The following is an 18377-nucleotide window of genomic DNA, read 5'->3' on the forward strand; positions in this document are numbered from 1 at the left end:
AGCCTCCTATCGCCTACCCTCTACTACCTCTCCAACACCTGCGCCGTAAACAGCGCCTTGCCCATTAAATCACTGCCGCTGTATATCTCCACGTCGACTTTGCCGAATTTGCGGCCGATGTCGATCACGTCTGCAAGGATCGTCACTTGGCTGTCGATCTGAATCGGCTTCAGGAAGTACACCGTCACATTCTCCACAACCATATCGGAGTTCTTCAACCGACGAATCGCCAATTCCCCGGCTTCGTTGATCAACGTCATCAACACCCCCGGATTGATCGACCCCAGCTGATTCGTCATGATCGGCGTCACCGTGCCCGACAGCCGAACACTCCGATCTTCCCGCACTTCTTCAAACCCGCTCAAGATCAAGTCCTGTATCGTCTGCCCTTGCGGCTGGTTTTGGTTGTACTGCAACGCACGCAGCACGTCTTGCCGCGAAATCACGCCGACCAGTTTGCGATGCTCCACAACCGGCAGCAGTTCAATTCCTTCCCACACCATCGTGTGCGCCGCCGACGCCACGGAAGTCCGGCCCGTCACCGTGCGCGGGCTCTTCGTCATCACGCGCTCCAGCGTTTGCTCGCCGGGCACTCCGGCGACGTCCTTGGATGTGACGATCCCGTGCACCCGCCCCTCCGGATCGACAATCGGAAACCGCGTGTGCCCCGTCTGCTCCATCAATCGTTGCCAATCTCCCACGGTGTCGCCGACTTGAAGCGTCACAGGCGGTTCCTTCTCGCGGTTGACCAAGTCCTCGACGAGCAAGATCTCCTTCTTGATCAGCCGATCGTCAATCGCGCGGTTGATCAGCGTGGCGATCGTGAACGTGTCATACGCCGACGAAATCAGCGGCAACGCCAGCGAATCAGCGAGCTCTTTCACTTCCTCCGACGTATCGAACCCGCCGGTGATCAGCACCGCCGCTCCGTGCTCCAGCGACGCTTGATGCACACTCTCGCGGTTGCCCACGATCAACAGCGAATCGCGGTCGACATACTTCAGCATCGCGTCGATCTTCATCGCGCCGATGACGAACTTCGAGAGCGTCTTATGCAGACCTTCGCGCCCGCCGAGCACCGTGCCTTCGACGATGTTCACCACTTCGGCAAACGTCAGGCGCTCGATGTTTTTCTTCTCCTGTTTCTCAATGCGCACCGTTCCGACGCGCTCGATGGTCGAGACGATGCCGCGCGCTTCGGCGTCCTTGATCGCCCGGTACGCCGTGCCTTCGCTGACATCCATCGCTTTGGCGATTTGACGCACGGAGATCTTGCTGCCAACCTCCAAACTCTCTATGTAAAAAAGGATCTGTTCGTGCTTCGTCGTCATCCAATGAACCTCCGACCTTATCTGCTACTTCTTATATTACAACAAAACGCAAAAACGCACTCGTCATTTCGGAGTGCGTTTTGACCGGGCGTATTATTTCATGTACTGACGCTTGCCTTTTTGCCCGGCTCTGGCCGGCAGCGGCTCGCGCACGTTGCGCAGCGTCCGGTACAGCCAATCGCTTTGGCGGCGCCGTTTCTGGCGTTCCTTGTCCACGCCGATCAGATGATAGAGGTTTGCGCCGATACACAACATCGCAAACGCCAACCAACAGATCGTGAACGCCCCGTGAAGATCCATCGTAACGTCCGGCACCCGCGGCAAGGCGTAAAACAACATCGCCAACCCCACCGTCAGATAGACAAACGCACGCATCGTCTGTTTCCGTTGCAAATGACTTCCCCCTCTTCCCTGTCTCCTCTGGTCATGGTACAAGATATGCGCTCGTCCAGACCCGTATGCAAAAAAAACGGTGACCTTGAAGGGGTCACTCGAAAAGGGGGTTATGTCGATGTAGTCTTATCATACAATAGCTATGTTACGGCACCATTACAGCAATCTTACAGCTCGTTATCGCTTCTGCGGTGCATAGCGCCTCCCCCTCCGAGGCATTCTATATTTCGTCAACACCATAGTCCAACACTTCGAAGGAGGGATCTCGATGTCCGTACTGAGCAACTTCGATCAATGGAAAGAATTCTTGGGTGACCGTGTTCAACAAGCAGTTGATACCGGCATGGCTCATGAAAAAGTCGACCAAGTCGCTTTCCGCGTCGGGGAATACCTCGCCGAAAAAGTTGACCCGAAAAACGAACAAGAACGCCTGCTCGCTGAAATGTGGCGTGTATCCGGCGATGAAGACCGTCACGCGCTGGCTCGCATGATGGTCAACCTCGTCACCCATCACTAAGATGAAAAAAAGAGCTCCCGGTGCGGGGCTCTTTTTTCATGTGCTTCATGCAGTTGGCTTAACCTTAGATTTCAACCGACGCGCCCGGCTCCAGCGCCGCACCCTTCAGTCCGAATTCAGACAGGCGGTTGACGAACGCCTGCGGATCTTGCTCAATCAACGGGAACGTGTTGAAGTGCATCGGCACGGTCACGCCGGCTTTCAACCAAGAAGCTGCCACCAGCGCGTCGTCCGGGCCCATCGTGAAGTTGTCGCCGATCGGCAACAGCGCCGCGTCGAGTTTGTTCATTTCGCCGATCAACTTCATGTCGCCAAACAGACCGGTATCCCCCGCATGGTAAATCGTTTTGCCGCCCATCGTCAGCAAGATGCCCGCCGGAGAGCCGCCGTACACGATGTCTTTACCCGGAATATCAAGCCCTGCGCCGTGGAACGCGAGGGTCAGCTTGACGCGGCCAAAGTCAAAGTTGAATCCGCCGCCGATGCTGAGGCCGTGCGATTTCACGCCATGTTTCGCGTAGTACTCCGACAACTCGAAGTTCGTGATGATCGGGCAATCGTTCGCTTTGGCGATCGGGAGCGCGTCGGCGATGTGGTCGAAATGCGCGTGGGAGAGCAAAACCGCGTCGACTTTCACGTCGGCCGGTTTCAGAGTTGCTTTCGGGTTGTGTTCAAGAAACGGGTCGATGATGACGCGCTTGCCGTCTGCTTCGACGAGGAACGTAGAATGTCCGAGGTAGGTCAGTTTCACGATGAAATCTCCTCTCTTATGTACAAGCTCATGAATGCAAAAAACGAAACGGTTTAGACGCCCTCCGGCGTGTTGATCACTTCGCGAACCGACTCGCCCAAAATCTTATGGATATCCGAGTACATCACGCTGAAGCGGTATTCGACTTCCAAATACTCGCGCACCGCGTCATGCAACTGAATGACTTCCTGCAACTTCTGCATGCTTCGCAGGTCATCCTCGGTGATTTCTTCGCCCATGATCCGGCGGGTCTCCATCTCCCATTGGCGTCGGCGGAAGTCGTCGAGTACCTTTTTCGCTTGCGGGTCGCTGTCGACCTTCTTTTTGCGCTCCGCCAACACTCGAAATTCCTCACTCTCACGAATCGCACGCGCCAATTCGTGCGCTTTGTCGTATGGATTCATTTCTTCGATCCTCCTGCCAAGAAATAGAATTCAGTTCCATCCTAGCAACGGAACAGTCGAGAATCAATGTATGCAAAGTTACAGTTCATTAGTCATTGTGTAAGGAATTTAGAGACGAGAGATCAATCCTTGGATCAACCCGATAACCGCGCCGAGAATCCCGCCTAAGTAGGTGATCATCTTGAGTTCTTTGTTCACCACGTTGCGAATCAGTTTCTCCATCGTGGAAATCGGGTAGGACGCCACTTGTTCTTGCACGATCCGGCGCACCGACAGCGCTTCGAGCAACTCCGGCAGCGAATCGAGCATCCGGTCGCGGACATAGATCCAGATGCGCGAAATCAGCCTGTCCACCGTCTCGGTATGCTCGACGTACAAGTGCCGCACGTCAAAGCCCGCCATGCCGTCGAAGATCCGGTGCAGCAAATCGCCGATGCGGTTCTCGTGCTCCCCCGCCAACAGTCCGCCGACGACGAGCGAGCGGAATTGCGCGCGCGTCGCTTCGTTGTCGCCGAGCACCCGGTCGAGGAGCGTGTGCAGGATTTTTTCCAAGAGGTCTTGGAAGTCGTCGGCGGAGATTTTGCCGAGGTAGCGGCCGACCGGCTGCTCCCAGAACCCGCCGAGCATGTTGTGGAGCTTGTCCCCGACGAGGCGATGCACCGAATCGGACTGCACCACCGCTTGCAGACGGGGAATGATGTCGGCCGACACACGATCCGGGGTCAGAAACCCCTTCGCCATCGCGCCGATCAACGGAATGTTCTCCACTTTCTCTGTGAGCATCCGCGCGACCGCTTCCACGAACGCAGGCTCTTGCATCCATTGCGCAAGTCCGTCCAAGAGCGGATCGATTTGCGCGCGCAGGCGCTCTTCGATCAACTCGCGGGCGCTCTCCGGCAACACTTGCTGCCAAGAGGTCGTCCCGGCGGTCAATTGCTGATGCAGAGGAACGGCAAATCCTCCGACGAGGTCGCGGCGCACAGCGTCGCCCGCAAGCGTATCGCGCAGATGGTCGAACAAACTGTCCGCCACGGCTTCGATCTTGGCGCGCCCTTCCCCGTCTTGCAAAAACTGCACAGCCCGCTCGACCAAAAACGTCTCGATCCGCTCTTGGGACTTTGCTCCAAACAGGCGGGCGAGCAGTTGCCCAAGCGTCGGCGCTTCATGCAAAGCGTTGCCGATCGCCGAGATCGCCGCCCGCTTGACGGCAAACTCCAGCGCCGGACGCCGCAGCGATTTTGCGACGCCCTCCGGCGTGAGCAGGTCTTCCTCCACGATCTCCCCCAGCTTTTCCGCCAGTTCACCTTGTCGGGACGGAATGAGGCCGGGTGTAAACGGGACCCGCATGCCGAATACTTTTTTCTCCGTCCACGGGCGGAACAACATCACAATCGCCAGCCAGTTCGTGAACAGCCCGATCACGGCGCCGACGATGACATTTAGTACGATCAATTTCACGCGATAACTCCTCCTTCACAACATACCAGTATACCCAAATTCAGTGAAACCACCAAGCCGCCGCCGGGAGACGGCAGCGAGGTTCATCGAGTTTCTACTTATTAATATAGGGTATGTTGAGAGTAGCCGCTCTGCTGCCCTTCCTGCTTGGTGAGTCGTTGCAACGTGCGGTACGCGTTCGGGTTGCGGGCGTCCAAGCCGAGGCGCTCGACCAAGCCTAAGAGACAGAGGTGAATCGTGACGGCGACCGCCATCGTGACGGACGGAAAGAGCAGCAAGCAAAGTGAAGCCAAGAAGAAGATGGGATACATAAAGAAGATCGATTGAAGGGTTTTCAACGTGTTCGGGTCGTCGCGGTGTTTGAACATGAGGACCAAGATGGGGCAGATAAAGAGGCTCCACAGCGGAATGAGTCCCACCTGCGGATCAAACAGTCCCAAGAAAAACGGGATGAAGAAAAAGAGCGGCGTTGACGTAATGCAGATCACCACGAACAAGACGGCGGCTTTCTTGGTGGAGAACATCGTGGCGGTCGTGCGGATGCCGGCGGCTTTGTCGCCATCGTAGTCTTGGAGGTTTTTGGCGGTGCCAAACAGCCCGAAGAAGATCGTGCACAACAGGCACAGCGACGTCCATTCGCTGTTCGGCCACACGCGGCCGCCCGTCTGCAGAAGCAGGGCAAAGCCGAACGGAAACGAAACCGCACAGGAGAAATTCACCAGCGAGAGAAACGGGTGCCGCTTCAATCGCAACGGCGGAAACGAATACTGGTTCATCAACCAAACCGCCAAAATCGTGATCAGGAAAAACGCCAGATTCCACGTCAGAGCACCAAGCAAAATCATCAGCACGGACATGACGGTATTGGCTGCCCATAAACGGCGCAGTCCGTAGAAGCGGGCGATCTGCACCCGATGCGGGAGGTTGACTTTATCCTCGCGAATGTCGGTGACGGTGTTGCCCAAGTTGACGACCGTCCCGGAGAGGAAACTGAGCAGCGAGCCTGTCGCAAACCACACCGGATGATGAACAAGCGAATGGTGAAAGCGTTCCTCGGGGTGCGTCGCCTGCCACCCGATCAAAAAAGCCAACGCGCCCGGGAATCCGGTCCTCAGGCGAGCCAAAGCCAACAAGCAGTACAAGCGGATGCCCCATGATGTAGTGTTTCGAGAAGGAAGCAACGGAAATCCCCCTGTCTAGTAGACGCGGCGGGTCTTCGGTTTGCGCGGCAATTTAATCAGCCCGAATTGCTCCAACGCCATCAAAAACACGCACGCTTCCTCGACGACGGCCATCAGCAACAGCCCTTTGACATCCCAGCCGTTTTGTTGGATAAACCGTGAAAACGTCGGCTGGTTGCGTTCAAAAAGGAAATGTCCGCACATCGCCGGAATGTACGTCACCGGAATCCACAACCAGAGAATCGGATGCCACGCGAACAAGCCGACCAGAAACAGAATCCAGGCGCCCGCCATCGAAATCACGTGCAACCAGCGGTTGACCTGATTCACGTGCATCTCCAAATACTCGTCAAATAAGTTACGGAAATCAAATTTCATGTCACTCACATCCTTTCACGCGATTCTCCGCTAAACTTATTTTCCTCTGAAATGATTGAATTGTCCAGCCGAAAAGCACGACTGCCCGCCGGAGATCAACCTTTGTTTTTATCCAACAAGTAGGCGGCGAACTCGGCGTGGAGTTCGAAGCACCGGATCTTCTGATCCGCATCCAGAATGTTGCGGCCGGGGCGGGCGTTGACGTCGAGCAACCAGAGTTTGCCGGACGTGTCGATGCCAAGATCCAGACCGAGAGTGGCGAGATGCGGTGCTTTGTCCGCATACGCGCATGCGATGCGTTGCGAGAGTTCTTCCACCTCGTGCTCGCCGGGCAACGAGATGCGGTGTTCCTGTGCCCACTCTTGCAACCACGCCCAGTCGTGCGCCGATCCGCCGGCATGGTAGTTGCTGACGATCGAATGCTGCCGGCCGCGCTTGACGATCAGAGCGACTTGCTCCCACTTCCCTTGGCGGTTGCGTTGCAAGGGCGTGCGCAGGTCGATTTTTCCGTCGTCGATGTGCAACAGCTCCACACCCTCTTGCAAGATGAACTTGCAGCGATTGCGCTCCCGCTGCAAGAGGCGTTTCAACTCAGACGCGGGGAGCTCCGCTTCATACGGCTGCTTGGTGTTGCCAAACTTCGCCGCCCGCACACAATAGCGCGCTGCGTCGGCGGGCCGGATTTCCAGAATCCCCTGCCCCGCGCTGCCGCTGATCGGTTTGAGGTAGAGCGATTCGCACTCCGCAAGCATTTGAAACACCTGCTCCTCCTGCGTGAAGGGCACCGTTTTCGGATGGTGCCGCCACAGGCTCGGATAGGCGCGCAACCATGCGGCCAGTTGTGTTTTGTTCCCGAGGCGCGGGTTGTACAGCGGTGTCCCCCGCTCCAGAAAAAAACGCCGTGCCCGCAACACATCCCGTTTGCCCGCTAGATGGACGAAGACGTTGTCGTACACGATGTCCGGCAGCGGGCCGAGTTTGCGCTTCCATGTGGCGCCGTCCTCGCTGAACATGCCCAAAACCTTCTTCGAAGAGGCCGAGAGGTCTTCCGGGCGAAACAAACAGACGGCGAGCCCCTGTTCGTGCGCCGCGCGGGCGAGGTGATTCCAGATCGCTTTCGGTTGAAACGTCGAACGGAAACGGCGCGACGTGTTGCGGGCAGGAACGATTGTGGTGAGCACTCCCAGCAAGGGTCGAGAGTTGGTTTCCAGCGCGCATCCCCCCCTGTATGTTTGGTATCAAGTTATTCGGACAGCAGGAAAAAGGCCCCTCGTTCCCGGGCGGGGACGAGGGGCCTCTCTCAGAGATGACCGTGAAGTTTGGCAAGCAGCAGCGCGGAGAGCAGCTCGGTGTCTTTCCACTCGTTGCGGCGGATGTGTTCGAACGCGTCCGCGAGCGGGACGAAGAGCACGTCGATGTCTTCGTCGTCGTCCAGATCTTGCGCTTCGGACGACAGAATTTCGTCGGTGAAGTAGAAATGGACTTGGCGGTTCAGCATGCACGCGTGGCTGTCGACAGCCCCCATCGGATGCAGAACGCCCGCGATCAGCCCGGTCTCTTCGCGAAGTTCGCGCCGTGCCGCTTCTTCCAGCGTCTCGTCTCCCTCCGTGCGGCCGCCGGGGAGTTCGAACGTGTCGCCCTCGACCGGGGCGCGGAATTGGCGGACGACGACGAGGTTGCCGTCCGAGATTGCCAAGACGGTGACGTAGTGCGGTCGGTATTCATGCAGGTACAGCCCGTCTCCGTCCTTGCCGCGGACTTCGAAGCGGGAGTTTTGGTAGAGTAGGTTGTCTGTTTTCATGCTGGTAACTTCTACCTTGCCGTGCGCAATACCTCTTTGATTTCCGTCAAATCTGCCGTGATCTCGTCATACTTTTCGCTCAAGCGGTCGATCACGTCGATCAGGCGGGCTTCCCGCTGCTGGTTTTCACGAAGCACCCAGAGAAAGAGCAAGACGAAGAGGAGCGCCCACGGTCCTTGGGTTTGAAAGAAGCTCAAGATGTTCGATTCCATGCTGTCCGTCACCTCCCGTCATTGAACTTCGACTCCGGAGATCGTGACGGTGATAGCTCCTGCAGTTCCTTGAGAAGCCACCAGAGAAGAACCGGGCATCAGCATGAGATTCAATCCGGTGAAAATCTTCGTGTCGTACGCGGCAATGGTGTAATTGGTCAAAAAGCTGGGGTCATACGTTGAGGCGCCGCTCGCGATTGAGTAGAGGCTCACGGTGGCCGCAGCAGATGTGGTATTGGTCAACACGATTTCTTTCACGTACGCGGTCGCGCTGGGGGATGTGACGTTCGCGCTGGAAGACGGTGCTGTGTACAAAAGACCGTTCAGTCCCGAGCTGCTCGTCGGTGCCAAAGGTCCTGAAACGGGTACTGTGGAGATGGTGTACGTTCCTGCAGATGTGACGCTTGTAGATCTCCTCATTGAACTTGAAGAAGTCCCAATGTAGATCATCGCCTTTGCCACTCCGAGTGGGAATGTTGGAATGGTGATCAAAATGTTTTGTGTCTGTTCCGGTACGACGATCAGTGATTGAACATTTCCCGATCCTACGTTAACGGTTTGATAAGGAGATGCGTTGGTTTCGTTCCCATCCGCATCCGCGAACGTATACGCAACATAGTAATACCCTGGCGACAAGGACCCATTACTGGTCACACCAACGTCCGGTGCCGGAAGCGCGGCGATCATGAATGAGGGCTGTCCCTGATAGAAAAGACACCCGCTCGCTGTTGCAGAAGCTAAGACGGCCATGATGGAATCCTCCTTCTATTGAATTTCTACTCCCGAGGCGGTCACGGTGATGGCATTGGAAACAAACTGCGCGGACTGCAGAGTGCTTGCCGGCGGCATCATCAGGTTCAATCCGTTGAGTACAGCGATATCATTCGCCTTCACTTGGTAATACGTCAGCACCTGATTGGAGGCGGAGGGAACTCCTCCGTTCGGAACCAGGTACAAGGCGATCTGCGCCGGATTGGATGTGGTATTGGTAAACAACAGCTCTTTGACATAGGCGGTCGCACTGGAGCCTGTTACGTTTGACGTGGCGGCCGGAGCACGGTACATGACAACCGGAGATACCGAGCTTGAGGTGGGAGCCAGTGGATTTGAGCTCTGTGCTGCCGAATTCACCGTGCGACTTCCTGTAAGATTGGATGCATACAGTTTCATCGTGGTACTGGAGGTGCCCCAATACAAGTTGTACGCCACCGCCCCCAACGGGAATGTCGGGGCAGCGATCGTGAAGGTCGTCGTTGTATTGGAAACGGTGACCGTTTGAATGGGGGACGGTCCAGATTCTTGGTTGTACGAATTCAGAAATGTGTAGACAAAGTAATAGGTTCCCGTCGCCAAGGATGAAGTGCCTGAATTCACAGTCACTTGCAGACTCACCTTGGGGTTCGGATTGGGAACGTATGCAGGCGGTTGCCCTTGGTACAGAAGACACCCGCTGGCCGTTGCGCTTGCTGTGAGAGCCATGGTTTTCCTCCCCTTTCTTGTTACTGAATCTCAACTCCAGAGATGATCATCAGGATCGCTTTAGACGAACCTTGCGAAGCTTGCAGCGTACAGTTTGCCGGCAACATGAGGTTGAGATTCGACAGCACCCGTACATCGTTCGCCGGGATGGAGAGCGAGGATAGAACTTGGTTTGACGCCGAGGGGCTGCTCCCGCCCGGCACCAGATGCAAAGATACCGTTGCCGCGGTGGAGCCCGTGTTGGCTGCCATGATCTCCTTCACGCAGGCGGTGGCGCTGGGGAGCGTGACATTGGGGCTCGGCGAGGGCGTCGTATAAATGACTTCCGGCATCGCTGTGGTATTCACCACCGGGGCCAATCTGTTGTTGCTTGAGGGAAGCGGGCCCAGCCAAGTGTGGGACACCGTATCCGTGAAGAAGGTTGAATATTTCATGGTAGAAGACGAAGTTCCGATGTAGACATTCGCTTTGGTGGCATTGGTCGGGAACGCGGGGAAGCGAAACGCGATGCCTTGCCCCGTCGTCACTGTAACTTGAACGGCTGGTGAAACAACGGTTTCTTCGCTCCAATCATTCCCCCATGTAAAACCAACAAAGTAGGTCCCTGCCGGAATCGACGAGCCGCTCGCTGTGGTTGCCGACACGGTCCACTGAGAACCGGTCGGGTCGGTGATTTTCGGTCCAAGTTTCTTGGGCATCCCTTGGTACAAGAGACGCGCGTCTGCTGCGGCGGATGCTAGAACTGCCATCGTCCATTCCTCCTTAACGAATCCATGCCATCGGCGTGGTCAAAAGATTGGCGGATGCAGCAGAAGCCTGGACATTGCCGAGTTGGCTTTTCGGAATGTTGCCGCTGCTGTCCAAAGTTGCCACTCCGTTGAATGCGCCTTTGTCTGTAGCTTTGATGAAGTCGGAAGCGTGCAGGCCTTCCAGCAGTTCGGCGTTGAGGTTGGCAACGACTGTGTTGCTGGCGACGATCAGCGGCGCCGTTCCGGCTGGAGTTTTCGATTCGATCTGCCCTTCGACCGTGGCTTTTTTGTCGCTGGTCAAACTGAGCACTTTCACGCCGTCGACGTTGAAGTCCATGCCGAAATCGTTCGTCGTGCTGGCATTCCAACGGACGTACGACGTATTGGCGCGGCTGGCGTCGAAGTAGAGCACCCCGACTCCCTTCTTGATCGTAAGGTTCCCCGTCGAGGTCATGCCCGCAAATTGCGGGGTATCCGCTTTAAGAACGCTTTGGTCCATCCCGTACGGCAATTGCGCGACAGGGATTTTTTTGTTGGCATCGAGCGTTGCGACACCGCTTGCTGCTCCGGCGGAAGAAGTCGGGATGTAGTCCAGCGGCGGAAGTTGTCCGGTCGGCACTTTGCCGTCCGAGCCCAATTGCGCGACTCCGTTGATCGCTCCCTTCTCCGTGGCGGCTACGAAGTCCGACGCGTGTTTGCCGTCTACCATGTCGGCGTTGAGGTTCGAGACCGGCGTCGTGCTCGTGATCGAAAACGGCGCCGTCCCCGTCGCGACCTTGGAAACGATCTGGCCTTGGAAGGTGGCTTTTTTGTCGCTGGTCAGGCCGAGCACGGGCGTGCCGTCGACGTTGAAGTCCATCCCCAGATCGCTCGTGGAGTTGGCGTTCCAGCGAATGTACGATTTGTTCGTTCTGCTGGCGTCCAAGTTCAGATACGGAATCGCTTTTTTGACGTTGATGTCGCCGGTGGAGGTCATTCCGGAAAATTGCGGCGCATCTGCTTTCGAGACGCTTTGATCCATGCCATACGGAAGTTGTCCCACCGGGATGTGCGCGTTGCCGTCCAGCGTGGCCACCCCGTTCGGCTGCCCGAGCGTGGTCGAGCGAACCGCTCCGTCGAACGCGATCTGCGAGCCCGTCACTTTCAGCGGTACGAGATTGCGGCGGTCGACAACATTCTCTGCAGTCAACTTCGTGGTGTTCGGATCGACCTTGATGGCAAACAGTTTCAGGAAATACGGGTCTGCGCCAGGTTCGATCAGCTTGCCGTCGGCGACTCCCTTTTTGACTTTCAAGACGGCGGACTTGCTGTTGTCGTCATGGCCGATCTGCACGATGTCCCAACGGCTGTTGGATTCCGGAGCTTCCACGTTCAACGAGATGACGTCTTCGCCGTCGTTGGAGATCCGATAGCCGTCCACCCATGCGGTGCCGGCCCCGATGGTGAAGTTCAGCCCCGTCGTCAGCAACAGCGGAAAATCGGTTGCCGCTACCACGCCGTTGCCAAAAAAGTCGCGGTCGCGGTTCATAAAGTCGTCCTTGGTGTACCGGACATGGTCATAAAACGTAATCCAGAGCGTCACTCAAATCCCCCCTTGGTGAATGATGGTTACTTTCGAGCGGGCCGGTTTGACCAGTTGGAGCACCATTTCTAGATCTTCCTTCCGGTATTCCTTCCCGCCCGGGTTTTGCACTTGCACTTCGAACGCAAACGTAGACTCTTTGTTAAACACGAAGTTTCCAATCGGCGTAGCACCCATGATGAAGCTCATCGGTCCGAATTCGAGGAGAATCGGGGGATGGCCGGTGAAGTTTTTGACGATGTCGGAGATCGCGCCGACGGTCGGTCCGTTGCTGTAGATCGGCAACATCGCTTGGATGCGCTTGCGGTAGTCCTCGTCCGATTCCCGGTCGCGGCGGGTCACACCCCAGTCCTTGCCGTGCAAGTCCAGCCAAGAGCCGGACGCGGACGACATCGTAAACTGCCGGTCCAACTCCGTTTTCGCCGGGTCGACCCGGTCGAGTTCCCCGCCGATGGCACCGAGCAGCTGCCCGAGCAAGGAGTTCTCGTCCTTGGTGAACAGGTTGGAGAGACGACGAAGCAGATTCTGTTGGTGGGTCAGGAGTTGCCGCGGGCGCTTCATGCCACTTTCACCTCGCCAGCTTGCGGGAGTTGGAACTCGCTGAATTTGATCACCGCGCCTTCATCGGTGCCGAGATCCACGCTTTTCACGTTGATGACTCCGGGAACTTCCAGCGCGACGCGGATCAGTTGGTTGACGTACAGCGAGCCAAGCGCCCCGCCGCCGATGCCAAGCGAGTTGATATACGCCTTCAGAGCGTCGGTCACATGGGTCTTGCACGTCTCAAAGACGGCATTCTTCTCCACTTCGATCTGCATATTCACTTGAATCGGGCGCATCGACGGTTTGAAGACGCGGGCATCGTCGGTGATGATGCGTCCGGCGTCGATTTCGGCTTGCGCAGCGGCAATCAAATCCAAAGACGGCTCGGTGTTGTTTGTGCCGACGATGTAGAGATCGACGGTGCCGATTCCGCGTCCGAGAGGCACCACTTTGACCGTTTGCACGCCCTCGACGGAGAGCAAGGTCTGTTCATACCAAGTGACCGTCCCTTGCGCTTTGGAGGCAAGCCCCTTGAGCAGTCGGCTTCGGTACGACTCGTCCAATTCCATGTCGAAGCCGGGCGTGCCGTACCGGACGTTCTCCTCCTCCAGCATGACCCCGTCGATGCCGGGCGTGGCGGAACCGATCAGAAGCGGCGTCCGCCACGAAATGTTGCCGATGGTGCCCGGCGTGACACAAGTGGCTTTGACGAAAACATACAAACTTCCGTCCGGCATGAACGTGTCTTCGTTGACTTTGAACACGATCGGGGCAACCCCTGGACGGGGCAACGTCGTGATGATCGTGTCTTTGGGAATCGGGATCTGGTTGGGAGAGGTTTGTTTTTTCGTGAAGGTGAACAACCAGACCGCCGGAGTCGGCTGCTTGCGCGGGACGCCGAGGTCTCGGCCCTTGGCGTCGAGGCCGTCGTCCGTGGCGGAATGGATGTACGCTTGCTTGGCGGCGTTGTCGATGGAAAAGGAAATCTGATCCACCACCGAAGACACCGCCGACAGAATTTGATAGACGACAGATGTCGGCGTGAAGTCGGTCAGTTTGCTTCCGATGGACTGCAGATAGCTCGTCATGGAAGCGAGGGTATCGCGAAATACTGGCATCGCCTTACCTCCCTATGCGAAATGGCAGCTGGACCGAGCCAAATGCTGCAACGACAGCATGCACGGTCACCTGCAGGGCTTTCGGGTCTGTGAGATCAAACTCAACCCCTTGCACGCCCAAGATGCGCGGGTCTTGTGAAATGGTCTCCACCACGAGGTTGCGGATCTGTTGCAAAACGCTCTCCGTCAGCGGCTGGTCGATGTACTCGCCCAATTTGCTGCCGACCGAAGTTCCCCAGAGGTAGGAGTACGTGTTCGTTTGCAGGTTGATCCGCGCTGCTTGGGCCGCATTCGCCACGCCTGTGACGAGCTCAAGCGACCCGGAGACGGTGGACGTCAAGTCTCCCGATTCATCGAGGTGTAGATCGGTGCCGAGCGGATCGTATGCGGGCAACGTTGTTGCCATGAGATCACCAACTTTGCGAATGGTCTGGACCTTGAATGGTCGTGGGGCCTTGAATTTTCACGGCCTTGCCTTTGATCGTCACCGTACCGTCCGGTCCGATCAGCAAGGAACTGCCGCTTTGGTGAACAAAGCCGGCCGAGCCGGACGGAATGTCCGGCGGGACGGTTTTGTCGTTGGGAACGTTGCCGATCACGGTGCCGTGCTTGATGTCGCCCAGGTCAAAAATCACTTTGACCGGCATCCCTTCTTCCGGCGGCGGCAGCACAAGCGAGACGCTTCCGCCGTGACAGGGAGTTGCCAAGCGCAGCCAGCCGGTTTCAATCTCATACGGCTGCAGCATCACTTTGACTTTGCACGGCGGTTTCGGGTCGACCGAGGTGACGAGTCCTTCGAGCACGAACGACTTGGCGTTGAGCATCTCGCGGACGATGAATTTGATTTGTTCGATCCAGTTCATCGACGGGTTGTACATGGGGTTCCTCCTTCGTCAGCACGCGCAATCTTGGCCGCCCTGCAAGAAGTTGGAGATCGTCAACTCCGTGCGGAAGCCGTCGGAGAGGCTGAATTTGTGCGAGGCTTTTTTGATGAAGTAAAAATCGGAGAGCAGCGTGCCCGTACCGTAGAGCGCAATGCGGCCGTCGACGTGCAGCTTTTCATTGCCGGAGACGTTCAGCGTGCCGGTCAATTCGTTTTGGCCGAGTTGGGTCAGGTACGACTTGGCCAGCAATTCGGCCTGCTCTTGGTTCAGTCCCGGAAAAAAGTGCCGCTCTCGATACTCGGTCGCATCGTCCGTTCCGAATAAGCGTTCCGCGGTGGCGAGCACATGTTCACCGCTCGCCGGGTTGTAAGAATGGACGTCGACGTAGAGATTTTTGCCCGCGTGCGGGTTGCGGGTGATCGTGAAATCCTCTACGTTCTGCCCCCACGTATAGTTGTAGATCTCCGAGCTCCAGCCGACGTCTTTTTGTTCGTCGAACGGGCCGAAAAACAGCGTGTCGCCGTACACGCGCACGATGTAGTCCTCCTGTTCGGCGAGATGAGTGAGCAGATCCCATTCCGATTGCGAGTCGTTGTTCATCTCGACGGAATCCTCATTGGCATAAGCGCCGACTTTGGTGTACGTCGGGAACACTTGAGATTTCAACTTGCGACGGGTCGCCAGCGTTTCGGCGATCTGGGAAGCGGTAAGGTTCGGGAATTTCTCGTTGGTTTTGTGATCGAGAAACGTGGCGACCATGTTGCGTCCTGTCAAGTTGATGACCTCGCCGGAACTGGAGCAGTTGATTTCAATCGAGTCGACCGTGCCGTACAGGATTCGGGTAAGGCTGGCCGCGTTGTACTTCTGCGGGTCGTCCGGGCGTCCGACGAAGATCTCGACGAGGATTTCGCTTTTCACCAAGAGATGCGACGGGTGCTCGATGGAGTTGACCAGAAACGACGGCGTTGCGTCGCGCATGATGCGAAACGGCAGTTCGATGGAAAAATCGTCTGCCTGCGAAGCCGAGTTCAAGTTGACCGTCCACGAGTTAAACCACACCTCCCGCCCGTCGATGCGCACGATGGAACGCGGTTGGGAGAACGCTTCCCGGTTGCCGTGGTCTGGAACGATGATCATTACGGAATCACCAACTTCTGCCCGACATCGATCCAATCGGGATTTGGAATGTTGTTGGCTTCGGCGATTTTGGTGTACAGCTCGCCGTTGCCGTAGAAGCGGAGCGCCAAGCCCCACAGGGTGTCACCGTAGACAACGGTGTACGTGCCCTGCGGGTAGGCAAACTCCTGGGTGAAGTTTGAGATGTTGGCTGCGGTGACCGGGTCCGTTTCCAAAAGCGAACGCGGCGATGTCACCAACTCCAACTCGATGTCATACGGGACTTCGAGTCTGGAGCGGTACAGCCAGTTGAACTTCTTGATCACGACGAGCCGACTCGGTTGGTCTTCGAGTTTAAACTCAAACACACCGCCGGTGCGGTACATCGCTTCGAGCGCTTGGGCTTTTTGCAGGGCGTCTTCGTAGTTGAGGACGCCCGACCATGCCGGGTTGCGGTCTTGCACGCCAAACGATTGAACTTCCTTGAATCCGCCGGGAAACAGGATCACGGAGAGCATCTGGTCTCCGCCCATCGTGATCTCGTCCGGCAAATCGTCTTGTTCAAAAATGAAGTTGCCGATCCGAAGTCGCGCCGACGCCAGATCGGAGGGTTGCGGGTCAACGATGAACACTGGTCAAATCCTCCTCTCTGCGGGTTAGACCGCGCCGATGTTGATGCGCGTGCCGGTGTTGAGCATGAGGCCGCGCGAAGAAGCGCCGAGTTTTTTCATGACTTCGTTTGCGATTTCTTCGGCGCGTTGGTTCGGATGCGGGTGGACGTGGATGTGCACGTCGCCTCCGCCTCTGCCCGTCGACGCTTGCAGGCTGCCTGCCAAGGCGTCGCGGCCGGGGCCGCTGACTTGGCCGGCGAGGTGTTGCGAAGCGCCTTTGACCATTTTGGCGTTGTCGGTGATGCCAAGCGCCAAGCCTTCGACGACGAAGCGGCCGTGTTCTTTCATGACGCGCGAAGGAGAGGCGATGCCGAGCGCTTTTTTGACCGGGCCGGGGATGAATTCGCCGATGAAGCCGAGGACTTTCTCCTTCAGCCAAGATCCCATGTTTTTAATCCCGTTCCAGAGGCCGTTGACGATGTCGGAACCGAACTGCAGCATTTTGTCCGGGAGGGCTTTGAACCAGTCAATCATCGATTTGAAGTGGTCCTTGATCCAACCGACGACCGCTTTGGTTTTTTCTTGGATGTTGCCGAAGTTGCTGTGCCAAGCGGCAACGAGCAGCGCTACGACGGCGATCACGCCGGCGATGATGAGACCGATCGGGCCGAGGCCGATCACCCAGGCGAGCGCCATGCGCGCTCCGGTGAGCAACGCTTGCAGCCCGGTCTTGCCGAGCACGCTGTGGAACGTTTGGAAGGCAGGCATCACGCTGCGTACTCCCTTGGTCAACTCGCCGAACGGAAGATGTTTGCTGACGGCGGAGATGGCGCCCCCGGCCGACTTGAAGTGAGTTTCGAGCGATTTGACGTCGGGGAGGATCTTCTTGATGTCTTTGAAGTTGGCGAACGGGTTGCCGACCGCCGGGAGTTTAGGCATCTGCGGCAGCGCGTTTTTCAGGCCGCTGAAGTGTTTGCCGATGTCCAGGTTTTTGACGAACGTCTTGGCGTCGGAGATGAGTTTGCCGAATTCCTTGACCGCGTCGCGGATGTGCTGCGGGATTTTGCCAAACTCCTTGAGCGTGTCTTTGGCGGCTTGCGGGATCTTCTTGAATTCCTTAACACCGCCGGCGGCGTGGTTCGGGATCTTGGTGAACTCTTTGACCGACTTGATGATCTCTTGCGGGATCTTGGCAAATTCCTTGACGACGTTGGTGGCCGCTTGGGGGATTTGCTCGAATTGCTTGATGACGTCCGCGATGGCTTGCGGAATTTTGCCGAACTCCTTGACGGTGTTGGCGGCGGTTTTCGGAATTTCGCCGAAATCGCGGATGACGCCGGAGATCGCTTTCGGAATTTGGCCGAACAGCTTGATCGATTCGGCGACCGCTTTGGGGATTTCGCCGAAGGAGCGGACGACGTCGGCCACCGCTTTCGGGATGGCGGCGAATTGCTTGACGGCGTCGGCGATCGCTTTCGGGATTTCGCCAAACCCTTTGACGACTTCCACCACCGCTTTCGGGATGGCTGCGAATTCTTTGACGGCGTCGGCGATCACTTTCGGGATTTCGCCGAAGCCTTTGACGACTTCCACGACTGCTTTCGGAATTTGGCCGAATTGCTTGACCACTTCCACAACCGCTTGCGGGATGGCGGCAAATTGCTTGACCGCGCTGGCGATGGCTTTCGGGATTTCGCCAAAGCCTTTGACCACTTCCACGACCGCTTTCGGGATCGCGCCGAACTGCTTCACAGCGTCGGCGATCGCTTTCGGAATCTGGCCGAACTGCTTGACCACTTCCACGACCGCCTTCGGGATCGCGCCGAACTGCTTCACGGCGTCGGCGATGGCTTTCGGGATCTGGCCGAA

22 protein-coding genes are annotated in these 18377 nt (G+C 57.1%); 1 reads left to right on the forward strand and 21 read right to left on the reverse strand.

The window, feature by feature from the left end:
- Positions 1-23: 23 nt before the first annotated feature.
- Both EL26_RS16500 and EL26_RS23990 read right to left on the reverse strand, forming a co-directional pair.
- Positions 24-1331, reverse strand: a complete 1308-nt coding sequence (locus tag EL26_RS16500) for a DRTGG domain-containing protein (protein ID WP_038091366.1) — start codon at positions 1329-1331, stop codon at positions 24-26.
- A gap of 93 nt (positions 1332-1424) precedes the next feature.
- Entirely contained in the window at positions 1425-1724 is a 300-nt protein-coding gene (locus tag EL26_RS23990) for a hypothetical protein (protein WP_052036497.1), read from the reverse strand.
- A gap of 268 nt (positions 1725-1992) precedes the next feature.
- Here EL26_RS23990 and EL26_RS16510 point away from each other — a divergent pair, with 268 nt between their 5' ends.
- Complete coding sequence (locus tag EL26_RS16510; protein ID WP_038091369.1) at positions 1993-2241, forward strand: DUF3243 domain-containing protein; 249 nt, start codon at positions 1993-1995, stop codon at positions 2239-2241.
- 64 nt (positions 2242-2305) lie between these two features.
- Here the strand turns inward: EL26_RS16510 and EL26_RS16515 are convergent, their stop codons facing one another.
- The 19 genes from EL26_RS16515 to EL26_RS25565 all read right to left on the reverse strand — a co-directional run.
- Positions 2306-2992: a metal-dependent hydrolase gene (locus tag EL26_RS16515; protein ID WP_038091370.1), complete on the reverse strand. Its 687-nt coding sequence runs from the start codon at positions 2990-2992 to the stop codon at positions 2306-2308.
- Between the two features lie 53 nt (positions 2993-3045).
- Positions 3046-3396 (reverse strand): YlbF/YmcA family competence regulator, encoded by a 351-nt coding sequence (locus tag EL26_RS16520; protein WP_038091372.1) that lies wholly within the window; start codon positions 3394-3396, stop codon positions 3046-3048.
- Between the two features lie 108 nt (positions 3397-3504).
- Entirely contained in the window at positions 3505-4854 is a 1350-nt protein-coding gene (locus tag EL26_RS16525) for a DUF445 family protein (protein WP_038091374.1), read from the reverse strand.
- Between the two features lie 101 nt (positions 4855-4955).
- On the reverse strand, positions 4956-6035 hold the full coding sequence (locus EL26_RS16530) for a UbiA family prenyltransferase (protein ID WP_081857276.1): 1080 nt from the start codon (positions 6033-6035) through the stop codon (positions 4956-4958).
- Between the two features lie 15 nt (positions 6036-6050).
- Entirely contained in the window at positions 6051-6413 is a 363-nt protein-coding gene (locus EL26_RS16535) for an Mpo1-like protein (protein WP_038091377.1), read from the reverse strand.
- A gap of 95 nt (positions 6414-6508) precedes the next feature.
- Positions 6509-7594, reverse strand: coding sequence for a YheC/YheD family endospore coat-associated protein (locus EL26_RS16540; protein ID WP_152559296.1), 1086 nt, complete (start codon positions 7592-7594; stop codon positions 6509-6511).
- Between the two features lie 119 nt (positions 7595-7713).
- Positions 7714-8214, reverse strand: a complete 501-nt coding sequence (locus EL26_RS16545) for an NUDIX hydrolase (RefSeq protein WP_038091383.1) — start codon at positions 8212-8214, stop codon at positions 7714-7716.
- A gap of 11 nt (positions 8215-8225) precedes the next feature.
- Positions 8226-8426, reverse strand: a complete 201-nt coding sequence (locus EL26_RS16550) for a BhlA/UviB family holin-like peptide (protein ID WP_038091386.1) — start codon at positions 8424-8426, stop codon at positions 8226-8228.
- A gap of 18 nt (positions 8427-8444) precedes the next feature.
- A complete protein-coding gene (locus tag EL26_RS25020) occupies positions 8445-9176 on the reverse strand; it encodes a hypothetical protein (protein WP_152559297.1) in 732 nt (243 codons plus the stop codon).
- 15 nt (positions 9177-9191) lie between these two features.
- Positions 9192-9905 carry a hypothetical protein gene (locus tag EL26_RS25025; RefSeq protein WP_152559298.1) on the reverse strand — a complete coding sequence of 238 codons (714 nt, stop codon included), beginning with the start codon at positions 9903-9905 and terminating at the stop codon, positions 9192-9194.
- Positions 9906-9925: 20 nt separating this feature from the next.
- Positions 9926-10654 (reverse strand): hypothetical protein, encoded by a 729-nt coding sequence (locus tag EL26_RS16570; RefSeq protein WP_038091391.1) that lies wholly within the window; start codon positions 10652-10654, stop codon positions 9926-9928.
- Between the two features lie 13 nt (positions 10655-10667).
- Positions 10668-12236 carry a hypothetical protein gene (locus EL26_RS16575; protein ID WP_038091393.1) on the reverse strand — a complete coding sequence of 523 codons (1569 nt, stop codon included), beginning with the start codon at positions 12234-12236 and terminating at the stop codon, positions 10668-10670.
- On the reverse strand, positions 12237-12797 hold the full coding sequence (locus EL26_RS16580; protein ID WP_038091394.1) for a hypothetical protein: 561 nt from the start codon (positions 12795-12797) through the stop codon (positions 12237-12239).
- The gene (locus tag EL26_RS16585) at positions 12794-13897 is read right to left on the reverse strand and encodes a baseplate J/gp47 family protein (protein WP_038091397.1); all 1104 of its coding nucleotides are present in this window, start codon (positions 13895-13897) and stop codon (positions 12794-12796) included. The genes EL26_RS16580 and EL26_RS16585 overlap by 4 nt, the downstream gene beginning before the upstream one ends.
- A gap of 4 nt (positions 13898-13901) precedes the next feature.
- Entirely contained in the window at positions 13902-14303 is a 402-nt protein-coding gene (locus EL26_RS16590) for a contractile injection system sheath initiator (protein WP_038091399.1), read from the reverse strand.
- A gap of 4 nt (positions 14304-14307) precedes the next feature.
- Positions 14308-14775 (reverse strand): phage baseplate assembly protein V, encoded by a 468-nt coding sequence (locus EL26_RS16595; RefSeq protein WP_052036499.1) that lies wholly within the window; start codon positions 14773-14775, stop codon positions 14308-14310.
- Positions 14776-14790: 15 nt separating this feature from the next.
- Complete coding sequence (locus EL26_RS16600) at positions 14791-15918, reverse strand: phage late control D family protein (protein WP_038091402.1); 1128 nt, start codon at positions 15916-15918, stop codon at positions 14791-14793.
- Entirely contained in the window at positions 15918-16529 is a 612-nt protein-coding gene (locus EL26_RS16605) for a LysM peptidoglycan-binding domain-containing protein (protein WP_038091404.1), read from the reverse strand. Before EL26_RS16605 ends, EL26_RS16600 begins: the two co-directional genes overlap by 1 nt.
- A gap of 24 nt (positions 16530-16553) precedes the next feature.
- Positions 16554-18377: phage tail protein (locus EL26_RS25565; protein ID WP_420802070.1), on the reverse strand; the 1824-nt coding region annotated here is incomplete at its 5' end.

Source organism: Tumebacillus flagellatus (assembly GCF_000714935.1).
GTDB lineage: Bacteria > Bacillota > Bacilli > Tumebacillales > Tumebacillaceae > Tumebacillus > Tumebacillus flagellatus.

What these genes read in the sequence shown, in the direction of transcription:
- EL26_RS16535 (WP_038091377.1), bottom strand. Translation starts at nt 6,413, where the DNA reads ATGAAATTTGATTTCCGTAACTTATTTGACGAGTATTTGGAGATGCAC.
- EL26_RS16590 (WP_038091399.1), bottom strand. Translation starts at nt 14,303, where the DNA reads ATGGCAACAACGTTGCCCGCATACGATCCGCTCGGCACCGATCTACAC.
- EL26_RS16595 (WP_052036499.1), bottom strand. Translation starts at nt 14,775, where the DNA reads ATGTACAACCCGTCGATGAACTGGATCGAACAAATCAAATTCATCGTC.
- EL26_RS16580 (WP_038091394.1), bottom strand. Translation starts at nt 12,797, where the DNA reads ATGAAGCGCCCGCGGCAACTCCTGACCCACCAACAGAATCTGCTTCGT.
- EL26_RS16510 (WP_038091369.1), top strand. Translation starts at nt 1,993, where the DNA reads ATGTCCGTACTGAGCAACTTCGATCAATGGAAAGAATTCTTGGGTGAC.
- EL26_RS16500 (WP_038091366.1), bottom strand. Translation starts at nt 1,331, where the DNA reads ATGACGACGAAGCACGAACAGATCCTTTTTTACATAGAGAGTTTGGAG.
- EL26_RS16585 (WP_038091397.1), bottom strand. Translation starts at nt 13,897, where the DNA reads ATGCCAGTATTTCGCGATACCCTCGCTTCCATGACGAGCTATCTGCAG.
- EL26_RS16600 (WP_038091402.1), bottom strand. Translation starts at nt 15,918, where the DNA reads ATGATCATCGTTCCAGACCACGGCAACCGGGAAGCGTTCTCCCAACCG.
- EL26_RS16570 (WP_038091391.1), bottom strand. Translation starts at nt 10,654, where the DNA reads ATGGCAGTTCTAGCATCCGCCGCAGCAGACGCGCGTCTCTTGTACCAA.
- EL26_RS16550 (WP_038091386.1), bottom strand. Translation starts at nt 8,426, where the DNA reads ATGGAATCGAACATCTTGAGCTTCTTTCAAACCCAAGGACCGTGGGCG.
- EL26_RS16545 (WP_038091383.1), bottom strand. Translation starts at nt 8,214, where the DNA reads ATGAAAACAGACAACCTACTCTACCAAAACTCCCGCTTCGAAGTCCGC.
- EL26_RS25025 (WP_152559298.1), bottom strand. Translation starts at nt 9,905, where the DNA reads ATGGCTCTCACAGCAAGCGCAACGGCCAGCGGGTGTCTTCTGTACCAA.
- EL26_RS16520 (WP_038091372.1), bottom strand. Translation starts at nt 3,396, where the DNA reads ATGAATCCATACGACAAAGCGCACGAATTGGCGCGTGCGATTCGTGAG.
- EL26_RS25020 (WP_152559297.1), bottom strand. Translation starts at nt 9,176, where the DNA reads ATGGCCGTCTTAGCTTCTGCAACAGCGAGCGGGTGTCTTTTCTATCAG.